Annotated in this window: 11 protein-coding genes; 9 read left to right on the top strand and 2 right to left on the bottom strand. The window is 69.7% G+C overall.

Annotation, left to right across the window (positions count from 1 at the left end; translation table 11 throughout):
• The 7 genes from QSK05_RS33655 (at position 1) to QSK05_RS33685 (ending at position 8,220) form a co-directional block, all read left to right on the top strand.
• Positions 1 to 963 (top strand): ABC transporter permease, encoded by a 963-nt coding sequence (locus tag QSK05_RS33655; protein ID WP_285601460.1) that lies wholly within the window; start codon positions 1 to 3, stop codon positions 961 to 963.
• The gene (locus QSK05_RS33660) at positions 960 to 1,847 is read left to right on the top strand and encodes an ABC transporter permease (RefSeq protein WP_285601461.1); all 888 of its coding nucleotides are present in this window, start codon (positions 960 to 962) and stop codon (positions 1,845 to 1,847) included. The genes QSK05_RS33655 and QSK05_RS33660 overlap by 4 nt, the downstream gene beginning before the upstream one ends.
• Positions 1,841 to 3,451, top strand: a complete 1,611-nt coding sequence (locus QSK05_RS33665) for a dipeptide ABC transporter ATP-binding protein (protein WP_285601462.1) — start codon at positions 1,841 to 1,843, stop codon at positions 3,449 to 3,451. Before QSK05_RS33660 ends, QSK05_RS33665 begins: the two co-directional genes overlap by 7 nt.
• Complete coding sequence (locus QSK05_RS33670; protein ID WP_285601463.1) at positions 3,448 to 4,251, top strand: DUF1684 domain-containing protein; 804 nt, start codon at positions 3,448 to 3,450, stop codon at positions 4,249 to 4,251. The genes QSK05_RS33665 and QSK05_RS33670 overlap by 4 nt, the downstream gene beginning before the upstream one ends.
• A gap of 29 nt (positions 4,252 to 4,280) precedes the next feature.
• Entirely contained in the window at positions 4,281 to 5,486 is a 1,206-nt protein-coding gene (locus QSK05_RS33675) for an LLM class flavin-dependent oxidoreductase (RefSeq protein WP_285601464.1), read from the top strand.
• A 3-nt stretch (positions 5,487 to 5,489) separates the two neighbouring features.
• Positions 5,490 to 6,842: an NtaA/DmoA family FMN-dependent monooxygenase gene (locus QSK05_RS33680; RefSeq protein ID WP_285601465.1), complete on the top strand. Its 1,353-nt coding sequence runs from the start codon at positions 5,490 to 5,492 to the stop codon at positions 6,840 to 6,842.
• Between the two features lie 133 nt (positions 6,843 to 6,975).
• Positions 6,976 to 8,220, top strand: coding sequence for a glycosyltransferase (locus tag QSK05_RS33685; RefSeq protein WP_285601466.1), 1,245 nt, complete (start codon positions 6,976 to 6,978; stop codon positions 8,218 to 8,220).
• Between the two features lie 49 nt (positions 8,221 to 8,269).
• On the opposite strand, the gene QSK05_RS33690 is transcribed toward QSK05_RS33685, so the two are convergent.
• Positions 8,270 to 8,791 carry a cupin domain-containing protein gene (locus QSK05_RS33690; protein WP_285601467.1) on the bottom strand — a complete coding sequence of 174 codons (522 nt, stop codon included), beginning with the start codon at positions 8,789 to 8,791 and terminating at the stop codon, positions 8,270 to 8,272.
• A 1-nt stretch (position 8,792) separates the two neighbouring features.
• The gene (locus QSK05_RS33695) at positions 8,793 to 9,701 is read right to left on the bottom strand and encodes a LysR family transcriptional regulator (protein WP_285601468.1); all 909 of its coding nucleotides are present in this window, start codon (positions 9,699 to 9,701) and stop codon (positions 8,793 to 8,795) included.
• 239 nt (positions 9,702 to 9,940) lie between these two features.
• Between QSK05_RS33695 and QSK05_RS33700 the strand changes: the two genes are divergently transcribed.
• Both QSK05_RS33700 and QSK05_RS33705 read left to right on the top strand, forming a co-directional pair.
• Complete coding sequence (locus tag QSK05_RS33700; protein WP_285601469.1) at positions 9,941 to 11,308, top strand: NtaA/DmoA family FMN-dependent monooxygenase; 1,368 nt, start codon at positions 9,941 to 9,943, stop codon at positions 11,306 to 11,308.
• Between the two features lie 124 nt (positions 11,309 to 11,432).
• The gene (locus QSK05_RS33705; protein ID WP_285601470.1) at positions 11,433 to 12,968 is read left to right on the top strand and encodes an ABC transporter substrate-binding protein; all 1,536 of its coding nucleotides are present in this window, start codon (positions 11,433 to 11,435) and stop codon (positions 12,966 to 12,968) included.
• Positions 12,969 to 12,984: the final 16 nt, after the last annotated feature.

Here is a 12,984-nt window from a genome sequence, read left to right on the forward strand (position 1 = left end):
ATGCGCCGCTACGTGATCCGGCGTCTCGTCCAGGCGGTGGGGGTGCTGTGGGCGGCGTACACGCTGTCATTCTTCATCCTCGTGCTGCTGCCGGGTGACCCGGTCTCGGCCATGGCCGGCGCGGGAGCGGACTCCGCGCCGGTCGACCCCGCCCGGCTCGAGGCCCTGCGTCACGAGTACGGATTCGACCAGCCCGTGCCCCTGCAGTACCTGAACCACCTGGGGCACGCGCTGATCGGTGACCTGGGTGACTCGGTGGCCACCGGCCGCCCGGTCACGCAGCTCATCACCCAGGCCCTGCCCCAGACCCTGCTGTTGACCGCGAGCGCCCTGACCCTGGCGTTCGTGCTCGGCGGCGGGCTGGCGCTGGCCGCGACCTTCAGCTCGCGCCCCGGGGTGCGGCAGTTGCTGCTCTCGCTGCCGCCGCTGGGGGTGTCGGTGCCGACGTTCTGGATCGGGCTGATGCTGGTGCAGTTCTTCTCGTTCCGGAACCAGTGGTTCCCCGCCTTCGGCAACGACGGGCTGAAAGGCCTGGTGCTGCCGGCCGTCACGCTGGCGGTGCCGACCGGGGCGCAGATCGCCCTGGTGCTGGCCAAGAGCCTGATCACGACCCTCGACGAGCCGTACATCGGCACGGCCCGGGCCAAGGGCGCCGGAAGGAGACACGTGCACCTGCGGCACGCCCTGCGCAACGCCTCGTTACCCGCCCTCACGGTGGCCGGTCTGCTCGTGGGCCAGCTGATGGCCAACGCCGTGGTGATCGAGACCGTCTTCTCCCGCAACGGTCTGGGGCGGGTGACCCAGTCCGCCGTGAACACCCAGGACATCCCGGTGGTGCAGGGAGTAGTGGTTTACGGGGCGCTGGTGTTCGTCGTGGTCAATCTGCTCGTCGACCTGGTCTACCCGGCACTGGACCCGCGCATCGTGCTCGCCCCGAGGCGTCCTGTGGTGGCTGCAGCATGAGTGAACTGCTGGCCCCGGTCGCGCCGGTTCTGGAGAGGCCTGCGCGTGTTCATGGTGGACGTCTGCGACGGACACTGAGTTTCTTCGGTCACCGACCGGGGTTGCTGGTTTCGGTCGTGGTGGTCTTCCTGGTCGGCGTCTCGGCCTTCGCGCCGGGTGTTTTCAGCAATCAGGAGCCCACCCTGGGCGTGCCGGCGGAGAACTTCCGGGCGCCCGGCGCGGCGCACTGGTTCGGTACCGACAGTCTGGGCCGTGACCTGTTCACCCGGGTCGTGCACGGCGCCCAGTTGTCGTTGCGGGCCACGCTGATCGCGGTGGCGTTCGCCTTCGTGGTCGGCGGCACCATCGGTCTGGTCGCGGGTTTCGCCGGCCGGTGGGTGGACGACGTGCTCATGCGGTTGGTCGATGTGGTGCTGTCGATCCCCACGCTGTTCCTGTCGCTGGCCGTGGTCACCGCGCTCGGCTACGGCACCACGAAAGTTGCCGTGGCGGTGGGCGTCGCGAACGTGGCCGGGTTCGCCCGGGTGATGCGCTCGGAGGTGCTGCGGGTGCGCCTGGCCCTGTACGTGGAGGCCTCGCGCGGGATCGGTGCGCGGTGGTGGAGCGTGCTGGGCCGGCACGTGCTGCCCAACAGCATCGGCCCGGTGCTGGTGCTGGCGACGCTGGAGTTCGGCACCTCGATCCTGGCGGTGTCGTCGCTGAGTTTCCTCGGGTACGGCGCTCCGCCGCCGGCCCCGGAGTGGGGGACGCTGATCTCGGACGGGCGCAATTACCTGGCCAATGCCTGGTGGCTGACCACGCTGCCCGGCCTGACCATCGCCGCGACCGTGCTGGCGACCAACCGGATCGCGCGGGCGCTCGACGGGGAGTTGAGGCAGTGGTGAATCTGCTGGAGATCCGTGACCTGGTGGTCTCGTACCGCACCCGGTCGGCGCCCGTGAGAGCGGTCGACGGGGTGTCGCTCTCGGTCGCCGCCGGCGAGATCGTCGCGGTGGTCGGGGAGTCCGGGTCGGGCAAGAGCACCACGGCCCACGCCGTCATGCGGCTGCTGGCGGGCAATGCGCAGATCGATGCGGGCAATATTCATTTCGAGGGTGCGGATCTGGTGCAGGTCGCGGAACGCTCGCTGCGGACCGTGCGCGGCGCCCGGATCGGCCTGGTGCCGCAGGACCCGGCAGTCTCGCTGAACCCGGTCAAGCGCATCGGGGAGCAGGTGGCCGAGGTGCTGCGGCTGCACGGGCTGGCCGATCGCCGCAACGCCGCGCTGAAGGCCGTCGAGATCCTCGACCGAGCAGGGCTTCCCGAGCCGGAGGTCCGCGCCCGGCAGTATCCGCACGAGCTCTCGGGCGGGATGCGGCAGCGGGTGCTGATCGCGATCGCCATCGCCGCCGACCCCCGGCTGATCATCGCGGACGAGCCGACCAGCGCCCTGGACGTGACGGTGCAGAAGGTCATCCTCGATCACCTGCAGCATCTGGTCGCACAGTCCGGGGCGGCGGTGCTGCTGGTCACCCACGACCTGGCCGTGGCCTCGGACCGGGCCGACCGGATCGTGGTGATGTCGCAGGGTCGCATCGTCGAGACCGGCCCGACCGTCTCGGTGATGAACGACCCGCAGCACGAGTACACCAAGAAGCTCCTGGCCAGTGCGCCCGGGTTGCGGGTGCCACGTTCTGTCACCCGGGAGAAGCCCACCGGTACCGAGCTGTTACGGGCCGAGGATCTGGTGAAGGAGTTCCCGCTGCCCGGTGCGGCGGCCCTGCGGGCGGTGGACGGTGTGAGCTTCCATCTCGACCGGGGCGAGACCCTGGCTCTGGTGGGGGAGTCCGGGTCGGGCAAGTCGACCACCGGACGGCTGGTCCTGCGACTGGCCGACCCGAGTTCGGGCACGATCACCTTCGACGGGGCCGACATCACCCGGTCGCGGCCCGCGGTCACCCGGGCGCTGCGGCGCCGGGCCCAGCTGATCTACCAGAACCCTTACGCCTCGCTGGATCCGCGTTTCACGGTGGCCCAGGCGATCGAGGAACCGTTGCGGGCGTTCCGGATCGGCGACCGGGCCTCCCGGGGCGTCACCGTGCGCGACCTGCTGGACCGGGTGGCGCTGCCGCAGACCCTCCTGACGCGGCGCCCGGCGGAGCTCTCCGGCGGGCAGCGCCAGCGCGTCGCGATCGCCCGGGCCCTGGCCCTGTCACCCGACCTGGTGGTGTGCGACGAACCGGTCTCGGCGCTGGACGTCTCGGTCCAGGCGCAGGTAATGGAACTCCTGGTGCAGCTTCAGGAAGAAACCGGTGTGGCCTATCTGTTCATCTCCCATGACCTCGCCGTGGTCCGGCAGCTCGCGCACCGGGTCGCCGTGATGCGTCACGGGCGCATCGTCGAGACCGGTCCCACCGCAGACCTGTTCACGAATCCTCAGCACGACTACACCCGGGAACTCCTGGCCGCGATCCCGGGCCGGGTCATCTCCGAAGGAGCACCGTCATGACCACCACGACCACCGATTTCGTTGCCGACTGGCAGGAGTGGCACCGGGCCCAGGAGGCCCGGCTCGCCGATCCGCACGGTTTCCTGGCGATCACCAGCCTGCATTTCCTGACGGAGGAGGCGGATCGGTTCCGCGACGCACCGGGTGAGTGGACAGCGGTGGACGACCGGGTCACGGTGGAGCTCGGGCCCGGCGAGGAGATCGTGGTGGACGGCCAGAAACACACCGGCAGCTACCGGTTCGACCCGATCCCGGAGCGCGGCGGGGTGAACGCGGTCTGGGGGGATGCGGTGATCGAGGTGGCCAAGCGCGGTGGTTACCACATCGTCCGTCCCCGCCACCCGGATACTGAGCTGCGCAAGGGGTTCCACGGCACACCCGCCTACGACCCGGACCCGCGCTGGGCGGTGTCCGCCACCTACACGCCGTTCGAGGTGCCGCGCCCGGTCACGGTCGGTGCCGCGGTGGAGGGTCTGGAGCACGTCTACGACGCCACCGGGCAGCTGGAGTTCGAGATCGACGGCCAGGCGCTGAGCCTCACGGCCTTCCCGAGCTACCGTCCGGGCGCGCTGATGGTGCTGTTCACCGATGCCACCTCGGGCGTCACCACCTATGCGGCGAACCGGGCGATCCAGGTGCCGGCTCCGGACGAGGACGGGCACGTGGTGCTCGACTTCAACCGGGCCGCCAACCTGCCGTGCGCCTACACGGCACTGGCCACCTGCCCGCTGCCGCCCCCGGAGAACCGCCTGAGCGTGGCGATCGAGGCCGGCGAGAAGATTCCCCACGAAAAGCCCTGACCAGCGCCGATATTTCTGAAGGAGATCACGTGACCGGCAACACCCCGCTCCATCTCGGCGTGGCCCTCGACGGTGCCGGATGGCATCCCGCAGCCTGGCGGCAGGCCGATGCCCGGCCGAAAGAGCTCTTCTCCCCGCAGTACTGGACCGACCTGGTGACCGAGGCAGAGGCCGGGCTCCTCGACCTGGTGACGATCGAGGACGCGCTGAATCTGCAGTCGGACGAGTTCACCGAGCAGGACGCGCGCACCGACCGGGTGCGGGGCCGGCTCGACGCCGTGCTGATCGCGGCCCGGGTGGCGCCGCTGACCCGGCACATCGGCCTGGTGCCGACGGTGATCGTGACCCACACCGAGCCGTTCCACATCTCCAAGGCGATCGCCACCCTCGACTACGCCGCCACCGGCCGGGCCGGGGTGCGCGTGCAGGTGGCCGTCCGCAACGACACGGCGAAGCACTTCGGCCGGCGGGAGTTCCCGCTGATCGACCTGGCCCGTATCAACGAGCCTGATGTGCAGCAGCTGGTGGCCGACCACTTCGACGAGGCCGCCGACTACGTGCAGGTACTGCGCCGTCTGTGGGACAGCTGGGAGGACGACGCCGAGATCCGCGACGTCGCCACCGGTCGCTTCGTCGACCGCGACAAGCTGCACTACATCGACTTCGACGGTCGCTGGTTCTCGGTCAAGGGCCCCTCGATCACGCCCCGCCCGCCGCAGGGTCAGCCGCTGGTGGCGGCCCTGGGCCACGCGGACGTTCCCTACCGGCTGATCGGGCGCGCGGCCGACCTCGGGTTTGTCACGCCCCACGACGCCGGGCAGGCCGCCGACCTGGTCGCCCGCATTGACGAGCAGCGCCACGCGGCCGGGCGTCAGGACGAGAAGATCCACGTCTGGGCCGATCTGGTGGTGGTGCTCGACGACACAGAGCAGGCCGCCCGCGACCGCCTGGCCCGGTTGAACGAGCTGGCCGGGGCCGAATACACCAGCGATGCCAAGATCTTCGCCGGCACGCCCGCCCAGCTGGCCAACCTGCTGGTGGAATGGCAGGCCCAGGGCCTCAGCGGTTACCGCCTGCGCCCGGCCGCCCTGCCCCACGACCTGCACCGGATCACCCGCGGCCTGGTGCCGGAGCTGCAGCGGCGCGGCCTGTTCCGCACGCAGTACCCGGAGAACGGCACGCTGCGGGGGCTGCTCGAGCTGGACCGTCCTGCCAACCGTTACGTGAGGGCCTGAGCGATGACCAAGCAGATCCACCTCGCCGCCCATTTCCCGGGCGTCAACAACACCACCGTCTGGAGTGACCCGGCGGCGGGCAGCCACGTGGAGTTCGACTCGTTCCGCCGGTTCGCCCAGATCGCCGAGCGCGGCAAGTTCGACTTCCTGTTCCTGGCCGAGGGCCTGCGGCTGCGCGAGCAGAAGGGCCAGATCTACGACCTGGACGTGGTCGGCCGCCCCGACACCTTCACCGTGCTGGCGGCCCTGGCCGCTGTGACGCAGCGGCTCGGCCTGACCGGCACGATCAACTCCACGTTCAACGAGCCCTACGAGGTGGCACGCCAGTTCGCCAGCCTCGACCACCTGTCCGAGGGTCGCGCCGCGTGGAACGTGGTCACCAGCTGGGACCAGTTCACTGGCGAGAACTTCCGCCGTGGTGGCTATCTCGCGCAGAGCGACCGGTACGAACGGGCCCGTACGTTCCTGCGCACCACGACCGAGCTGTTCGACTCCTGGAACGGGGTCGAGATCCTCGCCGACCAGGATCAGGGCCGGTTCCTCAGCACGGACCGCCCGGGCACGTTCAAGCACGAGGACCGGTTCTTCGACATCGAGGGTCAGTTCAACGTGCCCCGCAGTCCGCAGGGCCGGCCGGTGATCTTCCAGGCCGGTGACTCCGAGGAGGGCCGCGAGTTCGCCGCCTCGGGCGCCGACGCGATCTTCTCCCGGTACGCCACCCGGAAAGAGGGCAAGGCGTTCTACGACGACGTGAAGGGCCGTCTGCCGAAGTACGGGCGTTCGCGGGAGGACCTGTTGATCCTTCCCGCGGCGAGCTTCGTGCTGGGTGACACCGACGCCGAGGCCGAGGAGCTCGCCCACCAGGTGCGCCGCGCCCAGGTCTCGCCGCAGACCGCGATCAACTTCATCGAGCAGCTCTGGAACACCGACCTGTCGGGCTTCGACGTGGACGGCCCGCTGCCCTCGTTCGACCCGGTGGTGGAGGGCGAGGCGATCGCCAAGGGCCGGGCCAGCGTGCGTCAGCTGGCGAAAGACCCGATCGCGCTGGCGAACGAGTGGCGGGCCAAGGCCGAGGCGGAGAAGCTCTCGGCCCGCGAGCTGGTCATCGAGGTCACCGGCCGCCAGACCTTCATCGGGTCGGCGAGCAGCGTGGCCGAGACCATCAATCAGTTCGTGCAGGAGGATGTTTCGGACGGTTTCATCCTGGTTCCCCACATCACGCCCGACGGCCTGGGGCCCTTCGTCGACACCGTGGTGCCGCTGCTGCAGGAGCGCGGGGTGTTCCGCACGGACTACGAGGGAACGACACTGCGCGACCACCTCGGGCTGACGTACCCGGGGGGCCCTCAGGCATGAAAAAAGGAGAGGGTTTCCCTCTCCGCTCCTAAGGTATAGCGCACCCGGGGCCTTGCGGCAAGGCCCCGGGCCTGCCCCAGAATCACTGGCTGTCAGCTGAAGTGGATGTCAAAAGCCTTGGGGGGTATGCGCAGTGCGCGTCGTTCTGTCGACCTACGGGTCGCGTGGAGATCTGGAACCACTGGCGGCCCTGGCCGTGAAGCTGATCGGGCTGGGTCACGAGGCGGTGGTCTGCACCCCGCCCGACGACGACTTCGTCTCGCTGCTGGAGCGCGTCGGGGTGCCGCTGGTGCCGGCCGGTCAGCCGGTGAAGGAGATGATCGCCGAGGTCTCGCGCAAGCAGGGGCCGAACGTGGGGCGGCGTCTGCCGCTGGAGGAACTGCAGTTCCGGGCCCGGCGGATGGTGGCCACCCAGTACGAGGCGGTGATGGCCGCGGCCGGCGCAGACGGTGACGTGGTGGTGGGCACCGGATTGATGCCGGCGGCGTGCGGCGCGCGCTCCGCGGCCGACCAGCTCGGCATCGGGTGGGTGTCGGTGAGGTTCCAGCCGACCACCCTGCCCACGGGTGCCCATCGTCCCTACCCCTACCCGGGGCGTCCGCTGCCCGAGGGCGAGACCGACAACCACCAGCTCTGGGAGTACGACCGGCAGACCATGAAGGTCGTGTTCGGCGGGGTGTTCGACGAGCACCGGGCCACGGTGGGGCTGCCGATGGTGGACGATGTGCGCGCGTACGTCTTCACGGACCGTCCGTGGCTGGCCGCGGACCCGGTGATCGCGCCCTGGCCGGGTGATTCCGACCTCGACGTGGTGCAGACGGGCGCCTGGATCCTCCCGGACGACCGCCCGTTGCCCCCGGGCCTGGTGGAATTCCTGGACGCGGGGGAGCCGCCGGTCTACGTCGGTTTCGGCAGTATGGGCCTGCAGCAGAACCTGACCGGGGCCGGGCGGGACGCGATCGAGGCGGCGCGCAGTCACGGGCGCCGGGTGGTGCTGGGCAGCGGCTGGGCCGCTCTGGAGCTGCACGACGACCAGGACGACTGCTTCGCCGTCGGGGAGGTCAACCAGCAGACCCTGTTCGCGCGGTGCGCCGCGATCGTGCACCACGGCGGTGCGGGCACGACCACCACGGCCACCCGCGCCGGCCGGCCCCAGGTGATCGTGCCGCAGGTGGTCGACCAGCCCTATTTCGCCGGCCGGGTGGCGGAACTCGGTATCGGTGTCGCGCACGAGGGCAGCGTGCCCACGCTCGAGTCACTGACCACTGCTTTGAGGACGGTGCTGTCGCCCGAGCTGTCCGCGCGGGCTCGCGAGGTGGCCGGGTCGGTGAGTGAACAGGGGACGTCGGTGGCGGCGGGGCTGCTGAGCGCGCTGTGAACGAAGAGAATCAAACCCCGTCCGTGATCATGCAAAGTGTCCCCGGCCCCTACGACCGGGTGCTCACCTCTGACCAGTCCAGTGCGCCCAGGTTGACCACGACAGCTTCCTGCGTCGTGCGGGCGATCACGACCAGAGCTTCTTCTCCCGGGTCCGGGTTCTCCTCGCGGTGGGGGACCCACGGGGGCACGAACACATAGTCGCCGGGGGAGGTCTCGATACGCCGCTCCACCGGCTCGTCGCCGTCCAGGTCGGCGAACACGAACACCGGGTGCCCTGAGACCACGTAGATGGCGGTCTCGGAGGCACCGTGGTGGTGGTTGCCGGAGTTGGTCAGGGCTGGCACGTGGGTCTGGCCCATCCACAGATGCTGCGCACCCACGGTCTTGCCGCTCACGGCTTCCAGTCGCTTCATGCCGGAGGTCTGCGTGGTCTGCCCGACCAGGTTCGCGGGGGCGATCTGATGCAGGCGGGTGTGGAACGGGTCGATGCCGGGTGGCAGCAGCACACCGCTGGGAGTGCGGACCGGCTCGTTGCCGTGTTCGTCGGGGGTCAGGTGGATGGCGGGCATGTCAGGCTCCCTGGGCGAACTCGACTTCGGCGTAGGACGATCCGCGGGTCTTCAGGCGGCCCGGCTCGGTGAGCAGCCGTCGCAGGGCCTGCGCGACAGCGGTGGACGTGTGGGAGGACAGCCCTTGTCGTGACCAGACGGCCAGCGGCAGGGGCTGGGGCGCCGGCAGGTCGTGGCGGGGGGCCAGGCCCTCGGGGGTCTGGCCCAGTGTGGCCATCAGGGCGACGCCGAGGCCGGCGCCGACCGCTGCCTGAACTCCGGCCAGCTGGATCGCCTCGGCGTTAACCATAGCCGGGATGCTGTTTTCCGCAAGGGTTTCCAGGGCCCGGGTGCGGAGGACGCAGGGCTGGTCGAACGCCACCACCGGAATCGGGGCGGGAGCCGGGGGCCGTCGCCAGGAGGGGGCGGCGTACCAGGTCAGCTTCAGGTCGCCGACCGGTGTGGCCCGCAGGTCGTCGGACGGGCCGAGCAGCAGCGCCAGGTCGACGCGGCCCTCGGTCAGGCCCTCGCGTAGCCGGGTGCCCCGGTCGAGGCGGAACCGGAACCGGTGGTCGGGCAGACTGCTCGCCAGTTGGGTGGACAGGGACGGCAGCAACTGCGCGGCCGCGTGCTCGGTGGAACCGATCACCACGGTTTCGACGGTGCGTCGCCCGAAGCCGCGCAGGGTCTCGTCGTGCAGGGCCAAGATGCGCCTGGCCTGTGACAACAGGCGTTCGCCGTCAGCGGTCAGACGGGATCCCCGGCCGTGCCGCTCGACGAGGGACCGTCCGGTGGCGCTCTCCAGCTTGCGCACGTGTTGACTCACGGCCGCCTGGCTCAGGTGCAGCGATGTGGCCGCCCGCTGGAAACCGCCGGTGTCCGCGACCGCGACGAAGCTGCGGAGAGGAGCGATGTCCAGAATCTGACTCATGTCTACCAGAATACTAGAGAATGATTCGTTTTCGTGATGGGTGTTCATCACAAAGCATCGTTAGACAGAAATCTCCTGGTCACGCATGCTCGACCCATGACCCGAACAGCCACGGTGAGCCTCACGGGCTGTCGCTGGCTCGATCACGCTCGCGGCCGGTCGGCGCTCTGTCGCTGACTCGGCTCGCCCGAGCGTCGTCCCCCACTCATTCTCCCCGTCCATGGCCGGAGGGTCTCGTCATGTCCGAATCACCCCGTCGCACACTCAAACTCGGCGCCGTTCTGCTCGGCGTCGGTGGACCGGGCCAGCATCACACCTGGCTGGATCCGGAGATCCCCACCGACGCCAGCGTGGACGTGCGCTGGTACATCGCCCGGGCCCAGGAGGCCGAGGCGGCGAAGTTCGACCACGTCTTCATCGTCGACAGCCAGTTCATCACCCCCGACTCCCCGAACCACTACCTCAGCCGCCTGGAACCGCTCACCCTGCTGTCGGCCATCGCTGTGCACACCGAGCACATCGGCCTGGTCGGCACACTCACCACCTCGTACAACGAGCCCTTCAACGTGGCCCGGCGCCTGGCGTCGCTGGACCACATCAGCGGCGGGCGCGCAGGCTGGAACGTGGTCACCAGCGGTGACGCCGGAACAGCCGGGAACTACAGTCGCGACGCGCACTTCGACTACGCCACCCGCTACGGCCGGGCCCTGGAGCACGTCCGGGTCGCGCAGGGCCTGTGGGACTCGTACGAGGCCGACGCCCTGCCCCGTGACCGGGAACGCCGGGAGTTCCTCGACCGCTCGAAACTCCATGCCCTGGACCACGTGGGTGAACACTTCCGGGTCGTCGGCCCGCTCAACCTGGAGCGCACGCCGCAGGGGCAGCCGGTGATCTTCCAGGCCGGTGACTCCGAGGAGGGGCGCGACCTGGGCGCCGAGATCGCCGACGCGATCTTCACCCACGCCCAGACCCTCGAGCAGGCCGTCGCGTTCCGCACCGAACTGCGCGAGCGCGCCGCGGCCAAGGGCCGTGACCCGCAGAACGTGCTGATCGTGCCGGGAATCCACCCGATCATCGCCGACACCGACGAGCAGGCCCGCCGGCTGCAGGATGCGGCCCTGGGTGCCAAGAGCTTCGACAAGGCGCTCGCCGAACTCGGAAGGCCCTTCGGCTGGCATGACTTCAGTCAGTACGACCTGGACGCCCCGTTCCCCTCGGTGGCCGCGGCCGGCGCCCTGAGCTTCCGCACCCAGGCCGAGGGCATCACCCGCCGGGCCACCGAGAAGGACTGGACCCTGCGGCAGGTCGTGCAGCACCAGCTCGACGCCGGGCGCTCGCCGTTCGTCGGGTCGCCGCTCACCGTGGCGAACGAGATCCAGCGCTGGTTCGAGGCCGGTGGCTTCGACGGCATCAACATCACCGTCAACGCCCCCGGCGACTTCGCCCGTTTCACCGACCAGGTGCTGCCCATCCTGCGTGAGCGCGGCGTCGTGCGCAGCGAGTACGCATCGACCACCCTGCGCGGCAACCTCGATCTGCCCGTGCCGGAGAACCGTTACACCGCGGCCCATACCGATGAAGCGAAAACCGCGTCTCTCGTCCCCTGACCCACTCCAGCGGCGCACTCCCGCGCCGAGGAGCCGGCCACCCCGCGAGCCGACCTGCTCGTGTGCGCCGTGGCGAGCGTCCCCCCTGCGAACTCGTTCGTGATCAGCGAAGGAAACCACTCCCATGACCCCAGACTCCTCGCCCGGCCTCGGCCGGCGGTCCTTCCTCGGCGGTCTGCTCGCCGTTCCTGCGCTCGGGGCGGTGCTCGCGGCCTGCGGCGACTCCGGCTCGAGCGCCGCGGCCGGTGCCGCCACCCTGAAATGGGCGTCGTCCTACTTCCCGACCCACTGGGACCCGGTGGTGGGAGGCAGCGGCGCCCAGTTCCGGCACCTTTCGCTGGTCTACGCCTCTGTGACCCGGGTGAACGAGAAGGGTGAGGCGGTGCCCGACCTGGCCGAGAGCTGGGACTACAACGACCAGGGTGACCAGGTCACGTTCCACTTGCGCAAGGGCCTGACCTTCAGCGACGGCACCCCGGTGAACGCGGACGCCGTGAAGAAGGCCATCGAGCGGGCCAAGACCCAGGAGGATTCCGCCCTCTTCGGTGACCTCACCTCGATCGACAAGGTCACGGCCGACGGTGACCTGGACGTGGTCGTGGACCTGACCCAGGTGGACTACCAGATCCCGCTGCTGTTCGGTGAGCGCGTGCTCCAGGTGGCCAGCCCGCAGGCCGCCGCCGACCCGAAGGCGCTCGACCAGAAGCCGATCGGGCACGGTCCTTTCGTGATCACCCAGCTCATCCCCGGCACCAAGGCCGTGCTGGAGAAGAACCCGGACTACTGGGACGCGGCGAACATCCACATCGATCGGGTGGAACTGGTCTCCGCCCCCGACGCCTCCACGGTGGTCTCGGGTCTGCAGACCGGGGTGTACAACTTCGCCGACGTGGCCGCGGCCCAGGCGCAGGCCGCGGAGAAGGCCGGGCTCGACGTGTTCGTCCAGCCCGGTTACAACGCCTCGAACCTCAGCCTGAACGTCAACAAGAAGCCGTTCGACGACCCGAAGGTGGTCGAGGCCGTGCGGTACGGCATTGACCGGCAGGAGTTCGTGGACAAGCTGACCTTCGGCTACGGCGCCGTCGCCACCCAGCCGTTCCCGAAGGAGTACATCGCCTACGACCCGCAGTCGGCCGACCTGTGGCCGCACGACGTGGAGAAGGCGAAAGCCGCTCTGGCCGAGTCGAAGTACTCCGGTGACGATCTCACTGTCGATCTGGTGATCCCGGCCGAGGACCCCTCGTCCGAGATCGTGCAGTCGCAGCTGGCGGCGATCGGCATCACGGTCAACATCAAGATCGACAAGAACTGGGCCACGCCGTTCTTCGCCAAGGACCTGGTGGCCTCGCTGTACGGCACCACCGGCCGCGACTCACCGCTGCAGACCCTCACCGCGCACTTCGGCCCGAACGGCCCGCTGAACCTCAGCACGCCCTACGAGCCGGACGGTTTCGAGAAGGCGGTGGCGAAGGTGCGCCAGACCCCGCTGGAAGGCGGTGACTACGAGGTCAACCTGCAGGCCGCCACCCGGGCCGGACTGGTCAGCCAGGCGCTGGTCTTCACCTACTCCCAGCCCAGTGTCTACGCCAAGGATCCCTCGATCTCGGGGCTGCCCGCCCACCCGGGACACGTCAACTGGACGGGTGTGAAGATCTCCTAGGGGTCTCCGGCGGGAA

Source organism: Kineosporia sp. NBRC 101731 (genome assembly GCF_030269305.1).
Lineage (GTDB): Bacteria > Actinomycetota > Actinomycetes > Actinomycetales > Kineosporiaceae > Kineosporia.